We start from the raw sequence: 18,560 nt of genomic DNA on the forward strand, positions 1-18,560 counted from the left end.
GGCTATGCCGATCCGCAAGGTGCGCTGCCGCTGCGCGAAGCGATTGCCGACTACGTGCGCCGGTCGCGCTCGGTGCGCTGCCATGCCGGCCAGGTCGTGATCACGAGCGGCACGCAGCAGGGGCTGCATCTCGCGAGCCAGGTACTGCTCGGCCCGGACGATCAGGCGTGGGTCGAGAATCCCGCCTATCGCGGCATCACCGCGCTGCTCGACAGCACGGGGCGACGCGACGCGATGGTGCGGGTGCCGGTCGACGCCGACGGCCTCGACGTCGAGGCCGGCATCCGCATCGCGCCGGATGCGCGTGCCGCATTCGTCACGCCGTCGCACCAGTATCCGCTCGGCATGCCGCTCAGCATGGCGCGGCGCAACGCGCTGCTCGCGTGGGCGCGTGCTCGGCGCGCGTGGGTGGTCGAGGACGATTACGACAGCGAGCTGCGCTACGAAGGCTATCCGTTCCCGTCGCTGCAGGGGCTCGACCCCGATCGCGTGATCTACCTCGGCACCTTCAGCAAGATCCTGTTTCCGTCGCTGCGGCTCGGCTACGTGATCGCCCCCGACGATCTCGTGCCCGCGTTCTGCGGCGCGCGTGCGCTGATGGATCGCCATGTGCCGACCGCGGACCAGCACGTACTGGCCGCATTCATCGCGGAAGGCCACCTCGACCGCCACATCCGTCGCGTGCGCGGCGTGTACGCGGAGCAGCGCGCGCTGCTGATCGACACGCTCGGGGCGCGGCTGCCGCGCGAACGCGCGTGGGTGCAGCCGGGCGACCAGGGGATGCACGTCGTACTGTGGCTCGCGGAAGGGATTGACGATCTCGACGTGGTCGAGCGCGCCGCGCAAGCCGGCGTCGCGGTGCGCGCGGTGTCGCCGATGTTCGCGCCGGGCACGGCCCGCCCGGGGCTCGTGCTGGGCTTCGGCGGGTTCGGCCGGGCGCAGATGGAAGCGGCCGCGCAGCGGCTCGCGGATGTGGTTTCGTCAGTGGAAGCGCAACCGCGCGTGCCGTAGAAGGTTGCTGGCGCAGGTGTGTCGGTTGCCGCGATCGTGCCGCGCCATCCCGCGCCTGCCGCCTTGAATCACCCCACAGCGACCGGCGATTTCAATATGGCCAGCTACTTGAATCGCTCGCCACCGCTTTGCATTCCGTCGGCAATGAATGCCGCAAGCATATTCGTTTTGACCTCGACGTCGGTATCACTGAATGAATCGCCAGACAGACGCCCGATTCGATGATCGAACACGCTCATCACGAGCGCTCCGACCGCGAACAAATAGCTCCTGCACAGGAACTCGTCCGACGCATTGGGTAGCGCTCGCCGTATCGCCGAGATGTAGGCCTTTCCGATGGGATCGTAATACTCTTCGATGATGCCGCGCGTTCCCTCTTGCGGATCCGAAGCCTCTCTCACAACGAGCTGCGCATACTCTCTGCCCTCTGGCGTTGCGTAGCTCCTGACGATCGGCGATACAAAGGCCGTCGCAATTTTCAACAATACGTCCGGCTGATCGAAGTCAGTGATCTGCTCAAGCTGAGCCAGACGCTCCTCGACCAGTCCCTTGCGGTACTCGAAAATCGCCTTGTACAGCCCAAGCTTCGTTTCGAAATGGTAGACGATCAGCGGAAGCCCAACGTCTGCTTCCTTCGCGATATCCCGCATCGAAACACCGTGATACCCCTCGCGAGCGAAAAGCCGCTCGGCCGCAACGATCACTCGTTCTCGCTTGTCCATTTCCGGCTTCGTGTTTGATTTTCCGCGTACACGCTGCGTGTTACGTGGCGCCGTCTGGGTCATAAGCAACCGCTCCTTTTGTTGGCAGCGGCTCCGATTGTACTGCAGCGCAAAAAACGAACGCTCAGTCAGTCGTTGAAACGTGCCCGACGCCTAGGTACTAATCCTACTTGGTACGGATGCTGTACGAACGTACAGTCAGCATCGATTTGACCGTGGGACGGTGAGCGTTCGACTCGCCAGCCTCTCTTGATCAGTGACTTCACGAGAAGCAAGGCAACTGTCGTGTGCGCGATAACGGATGCGATCGATACCCGGACCAGGCCCGCCCGTTTGCGGCGGCAGTGAAGACAGGCGTCGAGATCGGAGATGACGCCACGGGGAATCTTCACAACCCCGAGGCCCTTCCCCTTCCCGCGAAAGAATCCTCCTGCTTTTCCACGGAGATGCAGGGAGCATCATCCAGCTAGACCACATCCGTAGCGGGACTGGCCCGCGGTAAGCAGAAAAACAGAAGACAGCGCCACTGCAGACAGTGGCCTGATCCAACACAAAAATCGGTGAGGAGACACCATCATGATTAGGATCGCGAAATTTATGGCAGCAGCTTTTTTTATTGACGGCTGCATGTCTACTGCCGCGATAGCGCAGACGTCTACCGTTCAACTTTACGGAATTCTCGACGTTGCGATCGGCTCCTTCAAACCAAGCGGAGCAAGCGCAAGCAGTCTGGCCATGCTGAGCGGCGGTCAAACGACTTCGTTCTACGGCCTCCGGGGCACGGAAGATCTCGGCGGCGGCCTTCGTGCCAACTTTGCGATCGAGGGCTACCTGCTCATGAACTCGGGTCAGTCTGGCCGGTTCTCGGGAGACAACGCTTATTCAAGAAATGCCTATGTCGGGCTTTCAGGTCAGTGGGGTGAAATTCGAGCAGGACGACTGATCAACCCGCTTTTTTTCATCACTGCTCGCACGAATCCGCTGGGTGGATCCACGCGCTTTAGCCCGCTCATGGTCCAGACCTGGATAGCCGACTTCGGACGGGCGGTGGCTGGAGATACCAGCTGGGACAGCGCCATCTCGTATGAATCGCCATCCATTGCAGGCACAAAAGTGACGTTCCAGTATGGCCTCCCCGGTAGCGGGGCACACGATGTCCTGGCAGCCGTTGTCTACGATCAGGGGCCACTCTATGCGTCTGCCGCTGCACAGCGCACCGGATACGGACCCGGCATCACCTCGACCACCACACACCAGAACGCCTATTTTGTTGGCGGCACCTACAAGTTCCCCTACTTCTCGCTCTCCGCCTCATTCGATCGCGCATTGGCCTATCCATCGGGACTCTCCACGAAGACCTGGCAAGCGGGCATCTCGGTCCCGATCGGCATTTCCAGCATCGGGGCATCCTGGGCTCATACAGCGTTGTCGACGCCCACGGGAGATCGGCATCGCGATACCGCCGGTCTGACGTACGACTATCCCCTCTCCAAACGCACCGACGCTTACCTGAGCTACTTGTACGACAAACTGAGTACTGCAGGCACCGGCAACAGCTTCGGAGTCGGACTTCGGCATCGATTCTAGGAGCGCGCATCGATATTTGACGCCTGCGATCAACGATCGACGCGCGTGGGACGGGAGCAAGTTCCTGCACCCACCGCGCAGATTGCCGAGCGATCGAGTGCGGCGAAGCTTGCTGTCGGCGACAGGCCATCTGGCGAAACCGCCATCCAGACGTTGGCTCAGGCAGCGAAGCGTTCGACGTCATATGCCGAATGCCGTGAACTCAAAGGGCGTATCAGGAGCCCCGTGGCGTCCGGACTTGATTCGCGCAATCTGCGGTTTGGTCCAGTCATCGCCATGCGGCCGCCCTTCCTCATGACGGCGGGCGTCTCGCTTCTGGTTGCATCAGCCCTTTAGACGAAGGCTCTTCTGCTCGCGCGCCGCTCTCCCGTCAGGCGACGCGGCGTTTTGCAGCGCCGTCGGAATCTCATGGTTTCCCCTAGGCAAAATATTCACTGACCGTACGTATAGTTCATCAATACAAAAATTGTACGAACGTACAGTCAACACCATGATTCGGTGCTCCAGGAGACAACACTCATGCCCCCCATCTCGACCCCATTGAAGTGGCGTGTGCTGATCGGATATTTTTTGAGCTACATGTTCGATGCCGTCGACATCATCATCCTGGCGATTGCGATGCCGGCGATTACGGCGTCGCTGCATATCGGCCCGGCACAGGCCGGGCTGCTGGTCACCGCCACCTTGCTCGGCGTGGGCCTCAGCGGCGTAGTCATGGGCCCCGTAGCCGACCGGTGGGGCCGCCGCACCGTACTGCTGCTGTCGCTTGGAGGCTTCGGCCTGCTCACGATGGCGATCTCCGCGGCGACCGATTGGCGCGAGGTGCTGGTGCTGCGGTTTCTCTCCGGGTTGGGCCTCGGCAGCGTGTGGGGGATCGCCGCCGCGCACGTGAACGAGACGTGGCCGGTAGACCAGCGCGCGCGGGCTACCTCCTTCGTGCTGAGTTCATTCTCCATTGGCGCCGCCATCGCTTCAGCCGCGGCCGCCTATGTGCTGCCCACTTACGGCTGGCGCGTGCTGTTCTTTGTCTGCGGCGCCGCAGTCGTGATCGCCATGGCCTACGTCTGGCTGCGCGTACCCGAGTCCGAGGCCTGGCGGGCCGGGCAGCAGCACACACGCAACAGCCGGCATCGGGCTGCTGGCGACCGGGGCGTCGCCTCACTGTTCACCCCGGCCCTGTTGCGCGTGACGCTGCTGGGCACGCTGACGTCGGCGCTGGCACTGGCCGCATACTGGGGCGCCAGCACGTGGCTGCCGACCTTCCTGGTGAAGGAGCGCGGCCTGGAAGTGGGCACCATGGCGCGCTTCCTGGCCTTACTCAACGTCGGCATGTTCATTGGCTACAACGTGTTCGGCTACGTCGCCGACCGCATCGGCAAGAAGAAGGCCCTGATCCTGTCGCTCGTCAGCTCCGGCCTGCTGTTGCCTTTCTATGTACAGGCCACCGCCCCAACGGTCCTGTTGTTGCTGGGCCCCGTATTCGCGTTCTTCATGGCCTTCGCCGGGTTGATGGGCTCATATTTCGCGGAACTGTTTCCGACTCAGGTGCGCGCGACGGGCACGGGTTTCTGCTTCAACGTGGGACGCGGCTTCTCCGCATTTGCGCCTCTGCTGCTGGGATCGATGTCCAGTGCCTTCGGCTTCGGTCCGAGCATCGCCGTGTGCGGTGGCGTGTTCATGGCCGCCGCCGTGGTGGTACTGATGCTGCCGGCTGCAGAAGTCCTGCCCCCGGAAGAAGCCGTCGTCGCACACTGAACCCGGCCGGATCTGATCGCCCCTCAAGAATAGGAGTCCTCCATGACACGCCGCTTCGTCGATTTATCCATTTACCTGGAAAACGACGTCGTCTCCGATCCGCCCGCCTTCAAGCCCGAGATCCAGTACTTCACCCACGAGCATACGGTCGATCAGATCGAACCGTTCTTTCCCGGTCTCAAGAAGGAAGACCTGCCCGACGGCGAGGGCTGGGCCGTGGAGCGGGTCACGCTTTCCACCCACAACGGCACTCACCTGGACGCGCCTTTCCACTTCCACAGCACCATGGACAAGGCGCTTGGCGAAAAGAAACGCGCGTGGACCATTGACGAAGTCCCGCTGGAGTGGTGCTTCCAGCCCGGCGTCAAGCTCGACTTTCGCCACTTCGCCGACGGCTACGTGGTCAACGCCGCCGACGTCGAGGCAGAGCTCGAGCGCATCGGCCACACGCTTCAGCCACTGGAAATCGTGGTCGTCAACACGCGCGCCGGTAGCCGCTATGGCAACAACGACTACGTGTCGGCCGGCTGCGGCATGGGTTACGACGCCACCATGTACTTGTTGGAGCGCGGTGTGCGCCTGACCGGTACCGACGCGTGGAGCTGGGACGCGCCTTTCGTCCATACCGCCGGGAAATACGCCGAGAGCCGCGACGCCGGACTCATCTGGGAGGGCCACAAGGCGGGCCGTGATATCGGCTACTGCCACCTGGAGAAACTGCACAACCTGGAGGCGCTCCCCCCCGATGGCTTCTTCATCAGTTGCTTCCCCCACAAGATCCGCAACGCCTCGGCCGGCTGGACGCGCGCGGTCGCCATCTTCGACGACAGGCTGGCCGCAACCGCCTGATCCACTCAACTTCCCTCCACCACACAACGAGGAACACCCATGAGCAAGACCATCATCAGTTGCGCGATCACCGGCTCCGTGCACACGCCCACGATGTCGCCGTACCTGCCCTGCACGCCCGATCAGATCACCGAGCACAGCATCGCCGCGGCCCAGGCGGGCGCAGCCATCATCCACCTGCACGCGCGCAACCCCGTCGACGGCAGCCCTTCGGCGTCGGCCGACGTCTACATGCAGTTCCTGCCTCGCATCGCCGAGCAGACCGATGCCGTACTCAACATCACCACGGGCGGCAGCGTGACGATGACGCTCGAGCAGCGACTCGAAGGCGCACTGCGCGCCTCGTCGGAGATGGCTTCGCTGAACATGGGCTCGATCAACTTCGCCATGTTCCGCATGGCCGAAAAAAGCCGCGAGTGGAAGCATGACTGGGAGGTGCCCTATCTGAAGAATACGGAGGACGGCATCTTCCGCAACACCTTCCGCGACATCCGCTACATCCTGGAAACGCTGGGCAAGACGCATGGCACCAAGTTCGAGTTCGAGTGCTACGACATTGGCCACCTGTATAACCTGGCCTACTTCGTCGAGATCGGCCTGGTCAAACCGCCATTCCTCATCCAGTCGGTGTTCGGCGTGATGGGCGGCATCGGTGCCGACCCGGAAAACGTGCTGCTGATGAAGCAGACGGCCGACCGCCTTTTCGGCAAAGACTACGTCTGGTCGCTGTTCGCCGCAGGCCGCCAGCAAATGCCGTTCGTGACGATGGGCGCGGTCATGGGCGCCAACGTGCGCGTCGGCCTGGAGGACAACCTGTTCATGGGACGAGGCCAGCTCGCCACTTCGAACGCCGAGCAGGTGGCCAAAATCAGCCGCATCCTGACCGAGCTCGGGCTGGAGATCGCCACCCCCGACGAGGCCCGCGCGATGTTGGGTCTGAAAGGACGAGACAAGGTCAATTTTTGACGCGTCGCCGTGATCGGGCATCGCCCACCTGCACCCGGCCGGAATCGGGCAAGCGGTGGCGCGTCGCATCCCCCCGCCCCCGCTCAGCAGCGCTTGAAGGCGATCTCGTGCGGTAGCGGCTCGAGCGATGGAACGTGCGCGGCGGGCGCCCGCCGCGCAGATGCGGGTCGACGTGACGCGCGACCGGTCGTCGATCTCGACGGGGTCGAGCGGGCCGGGCCCGGCCCGCTCGGGGTTCGTGCCGGGCTCCGACGGGTTCGACCGCAGAGGTTCAGCGCGCGGGCGGCGCCCAGGGTGCGGTCATGAACTGGTCGGTGAGATAGTCGAGCAGCACCGCGACGCGCGCGGTACGCAACATGCCGGGAGGCGTCACGAGGTTCACGTTGATGTCGGCGATCTTCCAGTCGTGCATCACTTCCTCGAGTTCGCCATGCCGCAGCGCATCGACAACCAGGAATTCGGGCTGCAGCGCGAGGCCGTAGCCGGCGACCAGTGCGGGCAGGATCACGTCGGCGTTGTTGGTGCGGATGCGTCCGCTCACCGGTACTGAAAATTTTTCACCCGACGTGGTGTGCCGAAACCGCCAGCAACCCGACGTCGGCAGATTCGTGTAGGTGAAGCAGACATGTCGTTCGAGATCGCTCGGGTGAGCCGGACGTCCGTACCGGTCCAGGTAGGCAGGCGAAGCGACGAGCGGCCGGCGGACTGCGCAGAGCCTGCGGAAGCGCAGCGTCGAATCGTTCAGTTCGGCAATCCGGATCGCGATGTCGAAGCCCCCCGGAACGACGTCGACCAGATGGTCGCTCAGCATGAGATCGATGTCGACGCTCGGGTAGCGCTCGAGAAACGCGGGCAGCACCGGTGCGAGATGCAGGAGGCTGAACGACATCGGCGCATTCACGCGCACGAGGCCGTGCGGTTCGAGCGCCTGAGCCGTTGCTTCGTTCTCGATGAGTTCGGCATCCGCGAGCAGCCGGATCGCACGGTCGCGCAAGAGAGCGCCCGTCGGGGTCAGCGACAGTCTGCGCGACGTCCGGTACAGCAGCATGGTTCCGAGCCGTTGCTCGAGGCGCGCGATGGCCTTCGACACGGTCGACTGCGACGTGCCGATCAGCTCGGCGGCCTTTGCAAACGAGCCGGTTTCCGCGACGCGCGCGAAAATGGCCCAGGCGTCGAGATCAGGAAGGTGTTGCATCATGGGATTGGAATCGATGGTTGTGTGCTGGCGAGCTGGCCGGCACGGTCCAAACGCGGACGTTGACTGCGCTGGCGGGCCGGCTCGTCAAGCGGATTGACGTGCAGGCGGTCGCGCTCATCGAGTCGTTTTTCGAATACTCATCACATGAGGAATGGCTGGCGAGCGCAATCGATTACGCGCTCGACCTGATGCTTTTCAACGGACACCTCACGACGCTCGGTCGTTCGCACGCGATTGACGGCGTGTGGGGAAAGTGTCGGCAATGGGCGAGCTCGATGCGAACGCGCCCGATACCCGGCGCTTATTTCACCGGCACGTCCGCGAGCACCACCTGCGGGTACGGATCGACGAAGATCGGCTGGCTATGCTGCGGAGCGAGTACTTCATGTTTTCGATTGCTCATGAAGTTTGCAGTCCTTTGAAGCGGAAAATGGGAGACCGGCCTCGATCGTGCAAACGATGGAAGCCTGTGCGCAGTGCGCTGGCATCACGGTGGCCGGGTCGACACATTTGACACGTATTCGTGCCGAATGAACACCAAAGAAACGGAATCAAACCGATTCGAATTAGCGCTTGCACTTCGTGCCCGACGGATTCGCGCCTGCTCGCGCGAACGCTCGCCACGTTTTCAAGGAATCGACAGGGCGGTGTGCGTCACCGGTCGGCTAGCCACGCGCCCTGCATCGTGCAACCGCGTCTCCTGTCGCTTTTGGGGGGAGTTGTGCAATCGGTACGCCGTCGTCGGCTCGCCACCCGCGCGGTCGATGCCGCGCTCGCATTCGAGCGCGGATCTCGACTCGCGCGGGTGGTCCCGCGACACCCGGCAACGGCGGCTTACTGTTTCGCTACCGAAAACGCGTAAAGCTTGTGGTTGTCGCCGGCATAGGGCAGCCCGAGAATCTTGGTGTGATAGCCGGACCCCCAATAGACCGTCCCGTCGACGATCGCGGCACCGGACACCACGGCGCCACCGCTCTCGAAGCTCCACTTGATTTCGCCGGTCGACGCATCGAGTGCATACATGTTGGCGCCACTGCCCGCCAGCGAACCGGCATACACCACGCCGTTAGCCTCGGACATCGCAACGGTGTCCATCATCTGCTGCGGATCCGCGGTGCGCCAGAGCAGCTTGCCGGTTGCCGCGTCAACCGCGGCCCAGATGCCGCCCTTGGTCGTCTTCGTCCCCGCCGGTGAATTGACGTCGATGGACTCGTGATTCAGGTTGCCGATCGACACGTAAATGCGCTTGCCGTCAGCGGCCGTTCCCCACAGCATGCCGCCGAGCAGGCTGCCGGGGCCGACCTGGGTATGCCAGACGACCTTGCCCGTCTTCGGATCAAGTGCCCAGTAGACGCCGCTCTTCTGGCCGGCACCGAGCAACGTGCGCTTGTGCCCGCCGATGGTCGTCGTATACAGGTTGGGCCCCGAGCCGAAATCGTAGTCCGGGCCGTCATCGTGGTCGTAGTTCGTCGACATGTCGGCCGCCAGCGTACGGGTAGCCCATGCGATCTTGCCCGTCTTCAGGTTCAGTGCGACGAAACTGTCGATATGATTGCCCGGTACGGCTGCCTTGCACTTCTCTTGCCCCGGATACCGGCACACCCCTTCCGGAACGGTGAAGTTGTTGCCAGTCGTCACGTACAGCAAGCCGGTTTCATGATCGACGACCGGTGTGTTGCCCCAGACCGAACCGCCGGTGTAGCCCTCCGGAACCATGTAGGTCTTCCACAGCAGTTTGCCGCTCGTCGCGTCGAGCGCCACGACGCTGCCGCGATACTGCGGCGTCTCCTTCAGTGCCTCGGCGCGAGACGATACGCCGACGTACACGATCCCGTTGTCGATAACCGGCGAACTCGTAATGATGGCGGACTTGTCCGTGTCGACCTGCGTACGCCACAGCGGCGCGCCGTCTTCGGCCTTGATGCCCAGCATGTAGGCGCCGGTCGGGTTGTTGGCGATCTGCGTACCCTGGCCGATCACCAGTGTGCCTTTCCAGTATGCGGGGCTGGTGCGCGACGCATCGTTGGGAATCTGGCTGTAGTCACTGACCTTCTTGTGCCACTTGACCTGTCCGGTCGCGGCATCGACGGCCCATAGCGAGCCACCGAAATCGGGAACATAGACGACACCGGCGACTACCGTCGGCGTGGCAGACACGTTACCGTCCGTCTCCACCGACCAGCGTGGCGCCAGCTTGGCCACGTTGTTCAGGCCAATCGCGCGTTCGCCCGCGGCACTGCGGGTATTGCGCAGATTCTGCCCGGCCATTGGCCAATCTCCCGCGCTTTGTGCGGCAGCGGGAGCAGCAACGATGAGGCTGCTCATGATAGCGACGGCCGTCGCGATAGCCGGGTTGCGCCAGGATAGCGGCGAAGCGCGCCGATTCGCGTCTTGCCTGTTGAACACTCGTTTCATTTTCAGCTCTCCATAAAACAGCGATAGACAAACCCTGCCTTGGCACTACGCTCACTTTGGCGAGTCAGCGCATTCAAAAACGATCGATCATGCCGATCTGTACGCCGCGCACCAGCGAACCGGGCCACGATGGCGGGAGCCCGGTTACGTTGACGCCGCGCAGCGTGAAAGTCGCGTTGCTACGATTACGCAACCAGCCCGCACTCGCGTACAGTTGCAACGTCTTCGATAGCTTGTAATCGCACATCGCACTGAACTGGTCCGCGTTGTTGTCCCCGCCGGAACGGTCACGCACGTACGCATAGCCGAGCGAAGCATCGAGATTCGGCGCGAACGCATAGCGCAGCGATACCGCAAAACCGTCGTTGTGATAAATCGGGGCACTGCCGCCCGCCCCGTTGAACCAGTCCGCGAACAAGGTGGCCTTGTCGATGCGATACGACACGCCGGCGAGATTCGCGCGCAATGCTCCGCTGCCGTGTGTCTGCTGGTGTCCGTATGCGAGCCGCACCGGCCCGTACTGGTACGACACCGTTTCGAAATTGCCCGCGAGCCCGTTGCCGTCGTTGTCGCTCGCCGCACGCAGCGACATCATCACCGTTGCGTCGAAGCCCGCGATGTTCGGTGACAGATAGGTGATCGCATTGCTCGCGTAGGGCGTGATCTTGGAGAAGTTGTTCAGCCCGGACGCAATGGTTCCCGCACCAAATGCATCGATCTCGCCTTTGAACGGGATATAGATCGGCGAATATTGCCGTCCGACGCGCATTTCTCCCCAGGGGCCGCTCACACCGATCCAGGCCTGGCGGTTGAACAGCGTGCCCGCCGTATCGAGCGTGCCATTGGTCGAGCCAAATCCGTTCTCGAGTACGAACAGAATGTTTGTCCCGCCGCCGATCGGCTCGCTCCCGCGCAAGCCGATCCGCGACCCGCGATACGCACCCGAGTCCATCCGCGCCACCCATCCCGCGCCCGGATTCGTGATCTCGATACTCGTGTCGATGACACCGTACAAGGTCACGGATGCCTGCGCCCACGCGAGGGACGGCGCAACGAGCAGAACGCCCAGCGCACCGCACGCCTGCGCCCGTTGTCGAAATACCGAACGAGCGCCGTTGCGCCACTGCCGGAACCGCTTGATGCCGATCATCGATGCCGTCTTCATCTATCGTTTCAGAACGTGTGCATCACGCCGACATACGTCGTGACCTGCGATTCGCCATCGAGCGGATTGGTGGTCGGCGTCGCGCCCAGCGGCGTCGCGAATACCGAGAAATCCGAGTGGCTCCCGTTGCGCACATAACCCACCGTGCCGTAAAGGAAGGTGCGCTTGCTCAGGTTGTAGGTCGTGCCGAGCGCGTACAGCATCGCGTGGCCGGCCGGGTCATGCGTCGCGTCGCCATTGCCGCTGCGCACACGGACGTAGTAGCCGGCGCCCGTCACCGACCATTGGGCATTCGCCTGCCATGTCGCACCAAGCCAGAAATGATCTGCGGTGTCCGCGAGGCCGGCCGGTGTGTCCGGCGCGGAATAATGCGTCCAGGCCGTCTGAATCGTGAACTTCTGGATTCGCACGTTTCCGCCGACGAAATATTCACGGGAGCTCGTGAAGACGTTGCTGAACTTGCCGGTCGAATCGCGCAGCTCGTCGTACATGCCGCGGACGTCGAAATACGGCGAGTGGTAGGTCAGCATGACACCGTCCGAGCGGCCGAACTCGCCCGACGCGCCGTTGTTGAAGCCGCTCGCCTGGTTACCGAACGCGTATTGCGCCTGCACGTCGAAGCCGTGGAAAACCAGGCTGTGGTATTCCACGTTATTGCTGGTCTGCTGCCAGTTGCGCCCGCGCACGAGGGATGCCGACGACACCGCCTGCTGCACGAACGGGTCGAACGCCCACACGCCATCGCTGTCGATGAACAGGTTGCGCCCCGCCTGGAGTTGCCCCCACGTGTCGTCTTTCAGTCCGACGTAGGCACGCCTCGAAAAGAGCCGCCCGCCGCCCGTTGTACCGTTCATCACTTGCAGCGCGGTTTCGAGATTGAATACCGTGGACAACCCGCCACCCAGATCCTCGTTGCCGCGCAGGCCCAGCATGCTCGTGCCCCAGTCGCCCCCTTCCGCACTGAAGCGTGTGCCGGTCTGACCCGGCGCCGTCGTGACGTGGTTCAGGTACTCGAGCCCCGCGTCGACGCGGCCATACAACGTCACGCTCGTTTGCGCCCACGCCGCCGGCATGAGCCCCCCCAGCAACAAAGCAACCGTGATTTTCTTTCTCATCGTTCTCTCCGATGAAAGCCGCCCCGACATTCATCAAATATTCACAGAGCCATCTTCGGCGACTGATCGCCTTTCTATTCACTTTGTATTACTAATAATCAATGGCATGCCTCGACTGAAAGATCCGACCTGAAATCAACTGCCTGGAACCGATTGAAACGGCAGACCGAACCGGTTCGCCATGCGGGCAAGTTGCACGCTGTTGTCCGCGCCGAACTTCTGACGGAGCGTCGACTGATGGTTGGCCACGGTCTTCTGACTGATCCCGAGTTTCTCGCCGATGGCGAGCAATGTATAACCCTGGATGAGCAGTCCCAGCACCTCGAACTCGCGCGCCGACAGCGCGTTGTCAACGTGCCCCTCCCGAAACGCATCACTCGTGTGCAGCGCCTGTGCGACGTCGGGACTCAGGAATCGACGCCCGCGCGCCACGGTGCGAACCGCATCGACAAGCACGTCGGGCGCACTGGCCTTGGTCACGTAACCGAGCGCCCCCGCGGCGAGCGAGCGGCGCACGAAAGTCGTTTCCTCACGGACACTAAATATCAGGATATGCGCTGCGCGCTCGCGCGCAAGCATGCGGCGGATGGCCTCGATGCCACTCGGGCCTGGCAGCGACACCTCCATCACGACCACATCGGGCCGCAGCGTGCAGAACGCGTGATAGGCCTCGGCTGCATGCCTGGCCTCACCGCATACGCAAAGATCCGATTCGAACTCGATCAGTCTCTTATAGCCTTCGCGCACGACCGCATGGTCATCGACAAGCAAAATGGAAGTGCATGGGGGCACGTGGCGGGCCTCGTGTATCGAAATTTCCGACGTCTTAGCGTTTCGTCTGCTCGCGTCACTGATCGATGCAATCTTGCCCCGTTTTTTCCCGGCCGAAAACGCAGATTATGGAAATGCATCCATTCCATTCCCCCTTTCAGATCGATGTCGATTGCAATGAATATCAAGGAAAACGTAATGATTTGCGATGAGGTCCGCTCGCCGCGCGCGATCCCGACGATCTGATTTTTTCCTTCGAGGCAGGCGCTGGCCGCACTTCGGGAAATCCTCCCGCGCGCAACCCGCGGTGCCTGTGTAATGCTCTTGTTGACCAGACGTCCGGCTATCGCCGCGCCATGCGAATGTACGACGAGAGAAGAACGATGCACCCATCCGAAAACCGCCCGGCCTCGCCGCGCTACAGGTGCCGTGTCTGCATCGCGCTCTGCTGCGGCACGGTACTGGCAGGCGCACCGCTCGACGTCGCGGCGCAAGCCGCGCCTGCTGCGGCCGACGCAGACACGCTGCTGCCGACGATCGTCGTCATCGGCACGACGCCGCTGCTCGGTATCGGCACACCGCTTACGCAGGTGCCGGCAAACGTGCAAACCATCCGCGCGAGCGAGATCGGGACGCAGCATCGCGCGTCGCTCACCGACTACTTCGAAAAGAACCTGCAGAGCGTCGATATCAACGAGGCGCAGGGCAACCCCTGGCAGACCGATGTGAACTATCGCGGCTCGACGGCGTCGCCGCTGCTCGGCACGCCACAGGGCCTCTCCGTGTTTCTCGACGGCGTGCGCGTGAATGAGCCGTTCGGTGACGTGGTGAATTGGGATCTCATCCCGTCGGCGGCCATCGACACGATTCAGCTGATCCCCGGATCGAATCCCACCTATGGCTTGAACACGCTCGGCGGCGCCCTCGCGATTTCGACGAAGAACGGTCGCGCGCATCCCGGCGGCAACGTCGAGATCAGCGGCGGTTCCTGGGGGCGCAAGACCGCCCAGATCGAACAGGGCGGCACAATCGGCTCGAACCTCGACTACTACGTGACCGGCAATGTCGCGAACGACAACGGCTGGGCCGACCACAATTCGAGCAGGGTGCGCCAGGGCTTCGGCAAGCTGCGTTATACCGATGCGGATACGACGCTTTCGGTCTCGGCAGGCGGCGCGGACAATACCTTGCAGGGGTCGCAGACGATCCCGCGCTCGTTTCTCGACAACCCGCGCCAGGCCTACACGTACCCTGACCAGAACAAGAACAAGGCTGCATGGGTCACGCTGTCGGGCGACCACTATTTCAATGACAACGTCGAGGTCAGCGGCAACGTTTATTACCGCCACTACGACAACAGCAATCTCAGCAGCAATAACAACAACAATTTCCAGCCCACCGATCCGAATTCGGCCGAAGGCACCAACGCGCTTTCGGACATCACGACCGATAGCTACGGCGCGAGCCTGCAGCTGACGCTGCTTGGCAAGTTGCTCGACATGAAGAACCAGTTCGTGCTCGGCGCGAACGCGGACCTGGCGAACTCGACGTATCTGGCGTCCCAACAGGACGCCTACTTCACGGCGACGCGTGCGACTGTGGGCATCGGCGACTACCAACTCCAGACCAACGCAAAAACGCATAGCGCGAACTACGGGCTGTATTTCAGCGACACGCTCTCGCTCACGCAACAGCTCTCGGCCACCTTCTCCGGACGCTACGACTGGGCACGCGCCGACATCGGCGACGAAAGCGGCCAGCAGCCTGCCCTGGACGGGCATCACACGTTCTCGCGCTTCAATCCGGCCTTCGGCGTGAACTGGAACCCCACGCCGGCGCTGACCGTCTATGCGGCCTACAACGAGGGCATGCGCTCGCCTACCGTGATCGAGCTCGCGTGCGCGGACCCCAACGCCCCCTGCTCGCTGCCGAACGACTTCGTCTCCGATCCGAACCTCCAGCCCGTGATAGCCAAGACCGTGGAGATCGGCGCGCGCGGGCGCATCGGGTCGGCGACGACCTGGAACGTCGCAGCGTGGCGCACCACGCTTTCCGACGACATACAGTTCGTCAGCAGCGGCGCGAGCAGCCAGGGGTATTTCCAGAACGTCGGCAAGACGCGCCGCCAGGGCTTCGAAATGGGCGCGCACACGAAGTTCGGCCCGGTCGGCATCGGCGCGAACTACAGCTACGTGGACGCGACCTATCAATCGACCTTCGTCGAAAGTAGTCAGAACAATTCGAGCACCGACGCGAACGGCAACATCGTCGTGCGATCAGGCGACCGCATTCCCGGCATTCCTGCGAACACGGTGAAGCTGCGGCTCGACTACACGCCCGTCTCGCAGGTCGATCTGGGCGCCAACCTCACATGGCGCGGCAGCATCTTCGCGCGCGGCGACGAGAACAACCAGGATACGAACGGCAAGATCGCGGGCTACTTCCTGATCGATCTCGACGCAACGTGGAATGTGACGAAACAACTGCAGCTCTTCGCGACCGTGACGAACCTGCTCAACAAGCAATACGCGAGCTTCGGCGTACTCGGCGAGAATTTCTTCAACGGACCGGGCCACACCTACGACCCCGCGAATCCCGTGAGCGAACAGTTCGTTGGCGTGGGCGCGCCGCGCGGCGCGTGGGTGGGACTGCGCTATGCGTGGAAGTGACGGCGCGGGCCCGCCCGATGCGCGACGACCGGCGGACATCACGCCGCGCCGATCGGGCGGCCCGTCGCAACGGCTGACCGGCCGCGATTCGTCAGCGGAATCGCATCCGCGCGTGCGGTAAAAGGTTGTCGGCGAGCAACAAACGTAATCGTCTGTAAATCCTGCAAGCAAACGGCCGTTTTGGCCCGCGTCGCAGGTGCGCCGTTTGCTAGGATCGCGCCTCTTCCCTCCGCGCTCCTGCCGCCTTGAATCGCTTCGTGTCGCTTCTCCGAGATGCGTGGCGCCGTTGCCGCGCCCGTGTCGTCCCGTTCGCCGCCGCCAGCGGCGCGCGCATCCGCGTGCTGGGCGCCGGCGTGCTGCATCGCCTGCGTCATCCGACGCGCCGCGGCGTCGCGCTGACGCTCGCCGCCATACCGGTGCTGGGCCTGCTGGTGCTGCTCGCGTTCGTTCCGTTCACGCCGAGCATCGGCGACATCCGCAAGGCGCGCATCGACCGCCCCGCGCGCGTGCTGTCCGCCGACGGCCAGCTGATCGCCGAGTTCCGGCCGGTCAACCGCGAATGGGTGCCGCTCAAGCAGATCTCGCCGCACATGGTCGACGCGCTGATCGCGACCGAGGATCACCGTTTCTACACGCATCACGGCATCGACTTGCGCCGCACGCTCGCGGCCGGGCTGCACACGTTCTCGGGCGACCGCCAGGGCGGCTCGACGATCACGCAGCAGCTCGCCCGCAACCTGTATCCGGACGAAGTCGGCCGCGCGCCGACGCTCACGCGCAAGGTGAAGGAGCTGATCACCGCGTTCAAGATCGAGTCGGTGTACAGCAAGGACGAGATCCTCGAGACCTACCTGAACACCGTGCCGTTCCTGTACAACGCGTACGGCGTCGAAATGGCCGCGCGCACCTACTTCGGCAAGTCGGCCGACCAGCTCGACATCGTCGAAAGCGCGACGCTCGTCGGGATGCTGAAGGGCAACAGCTACTACAACCCGGTGCTGAATCCGGAACGCGCGGTACAGCGGCGCAACATCGTGCTCGACCGGATGGCGCAGATGCGCATGCTGACGCCGCAGCAGCTCGCCAAACTGCAGCGCCAGCCGCTGCGCGTCGACTTCGAGCCGCAGTCGGGGCAGCCCGGCCTCGCCCCGCACTTCGCGGTGCAGCTGCGCAAATGGCTGATCGCGTGGGCCGATCGCAACAACTACGATCTGTACTCGGACGGCCTCGTCGTGCGCACGACGCTCGACGCGCGGCTGCAGGACATGGCGACGCAGGCGCTGGCGCGGCAGACCGAACGGCTGCAGGCGATCGCCGACAGCGCGTGGCGCGGCCCGTCCGGCTGCGGGCTGCGCAACGACCTGTTCCGCGGCTTCATCCGCCAGACGCCCGACTATCGGCAGGCTCGCGACACGGGGCTCACCGATGTCGCGGCGCTGAAGCAGCTCGGCGCCAATCGGGAATTCATGCGCGCGCTGTGCGAGCGCAAGACCCAGGTGCAGGCCGGCTTCGTCGCGATCGACCCGCGCAACGGCGCGATCCGCGCGTGGGTGGGCAGCCCCGATTTCGGCAGCGAGCCGTTCGATCACGTGTCGCAGGCGCGGCGCCAGCCAGGCTCGACGTTCAAGCCGTTCGTCTATGGCGCCGCGTTCGCGGACGGCATGCGGCCGGGCGATACGTTCGTCGACCGCCCCGTCGCGATCCCGATCGGCGGCCGCGCGGTCTGGCGCCCGACCGACGAGGAGCCGCCGACGGGCGAGCCGATGACGTTGCGCGACGCGCTCGCGCTGTCGCGCAACCGCATCACCGCGCAGGTGATGCAGCAGGAAGGCGCCGCGAAGGTCGCGCAGCTCGCACGTGCGATGGGGGTGCGTGAGAGCCCGCTCGAAGCGGTACCGTCGCTCGCGCTCGGCACGAGCCCCGTCACGCTGAAGGAGATGGTGTCCGCGTACGGCACGATCGCGAACCGCGGCGTGTACGTCGCGCCGCAGATGATCACGCGCATCGAGGATCGCGACGGCAAGGTGCTCGCCACCTTCGGCAGCGCACCGCCCGAACGTGCGCTGCCGGCGCCCGCCGCGCAGACGCTGGTCGACGTGATGCGCGACGTCGTCGATCGCGGCACCGGCGCCGACATCCGCTCGCGCTACGGGATCCGCGTCGACGTCGCCGGCAAGACGGGCACGACGCAGGACAACGCGGACGGCTGGTTCATCCTGATGCATCCGCAACTCGTGGCCGGCGCGTGGGTCGGCTTCGACGACGGCAGCGTGACGCTGCGCAGCGACTACTGGGGCGCGGGCGCACACAGCGCGCTGCCGATCGTCGGCACGTTCT

The 18,560-nt window shown here is 63.7% G+C and carries 13 protein-coding genes; 7 read left to right on the forward strand and 6 right to left on the reverse strand.

Annotated elements, in window-relative coordinates:
- On the forward strand, positions 1-1,011 hold a 1,011-nt coding region (locus JYJ84_RS11395; protein WP_205189193.1), incomplete at its 5' end, for a PLP-dependent aminotransferase family protein.
- A gap of 104 nt (positions 1,012-1,115) precedes the next feature.
- Here the strand turns inward: JYJ84_RS11395 and JYJ84_RS11400 are convergent.
- Positions 1,116-1,796 carry a TetR/AcrR family transcriptional regulator gene (locus tag JYJ84_RS11400; protein ID WP_089451885.1) on the reverse strand — a complete coding sequence of 227 codons (681 nt, stop codon included), beginning with the start codon at positions 1,794-1,796 and terminating at the stop codon, positions 1,116-1,118.
- 513 nt (positions 1,797-2,309) lie between these two features.
- Here JYJ84_RS11400 and JYJ84_RS11405 point away from each other — a divergent pair.
- The 4 genes from JYJ84_RS11405 (at position 2,310) to JYJ84_RS11420 (ending at position 6,890) form a co-directional block, all read left to right on the forward strand.
- Entirely contained in the window at positions 2,310-3,320 is a 1,011-nt protein-coding gene (locus tag JYJ84_RS11405) for a porin (RefSeq protein ID WP_175222979.1), read from the forward strand.
- Positions 3,321-3,839: 519 nt separating this feature from the next.
- Positions 3,840-5,075 (forward strand): MFS transporter, encoded by a 1,236-nt coding sequence (locus JYJ84_RS11410; protein ID WP_175222978.1) that lies wholly within the window; start codon positions 3,840-3,842, stop codon positions 5,073-5,075.
- A gap of 42 nt (positions 5,076-5,117) precedes the next feature.
- Positions 5,118-5,924 (forward strand): cyclase family protein, encoded by an 807-nt coding sequence (locus tag JYJ84_RS11415; protein ID WP_089451880.1) that lies wholly within the window; start codon positions 5,118-5,120, stop codon positions 5,922-5,924.
- 39 nt (positions 5,925-5,963) lie between these two features.
- On the forward strand, positions 5,964-6,890 hold the full coding sequence (locus tag JYJ84_RS11420; RefSeq protein ID WP_089451879.1) for a 3-keto-5-aminohexanoate cleavage protein: 927 nt from the start codon (positions 5,964-5,966) through the stop codon (positions 6,888-6,890).
- Positions 6,891-7,161: 271 nt separating this feature from the next.
- Here the strand turns inward: JYJ84_RS11420 and JYJ84_RS11425 are convergent, their stop codons facing one another.
- From JYJ84_RS11425 to JYJ84_RS11445, 5 genes are all read right to left on the reverse strand, one after another.
- Positions 7,162-8,085 (reverse strand): LysR family transcriptional regulator, encoded by a 924-nt coding sequence (locus JYJ84_RS11425; protein WP_175223009.1) that lies wholly within the window; start codon positions 8,083-8,085, stop codon positions 7,162-7,164.
- 837 nt (positions 8,086-8,922) lie between these two features.
- A complete protein-coding gene (locus tag JYJ84_RS11430) occupies positions 8,923-10,503 on the reverse strand; it encodes a PQQ-binding-like beta-propeller repeat protein (RefSeq protein ID WP_122948014.1) in 1,581 nt (526 codons plus the stop codon).
- Between the two features lie 73 nt (positions 10,504-10,576).
- Positions 10,577-11,668: a porin gene (locus JYJ84_RS11435; protein ID WP_236027653.1), complete on the reverse strand. Its 1,092-nt coding sequence runs from the start codon at positions 11,666-11,668 to the stop codon at positions 10,577-10,579.
- A gap of 8 nt (positions 11,669-11,676) precedes the next feature.
- Positions 11,677-12,783: a porin gene (locus tag JYJ84_RS11440; RefSeq protein WP_175222977.1), complete on the reverse strand. Its 1,107-nt coding sequence runs from the start codon at positions 12,781-12,783 to the stop codon at positions 11,677-11,679.
- A 135-nt stretch (positions 12,784-12,918) separates the two neighbouring features.
- On the reverse strand, positions 12,919-13,575 hold the full coding sequence (locus JYJ84_RS11445; protein ID WP_175222976.1) for a response regulator transcription factor: 657 nt from the start codon (positions 13,573-13,575) through the stop codon (positions 12,919-12,921).
- A 362-nt stretch (positions 13,576-13,937) separates the two neighbouring features.
- Between JYJ84_RS11445 and JYJ84_RS11450 the strand changes: the two genes are divergently transcribed.
- Positions 13,938-16,223 (forward strand): TonB-dependent receptor, encoded by a 2,286-nt coding sequence (locus tag JYJ84_RS11450; RefSeq protein WP_175222975.1) that lies wholly within the window; start codon positions 13,938-13,940, stop codon positions 16,221-16,223.
- 245 nt (positions 16,224-16,468) lie between these two features.
- Positions 16,469-18,560 (forward strand): penicillin-binding protein 1A (locus JYJ84_RS11455; protein ID WP_205189194.1); only part of this gene is annotated, 2,092 nt, incomplete at its 3' end.

The sequence above is a fragment of the Burkholderia sp. LMG 13014 genome (assembly GCF_905232215.1).
Lineage (GTDB): Bacteria > Pseudomonadota > Gammaproteobacteria > Burkholderiales > Burkholderiaceae > Burkholderia.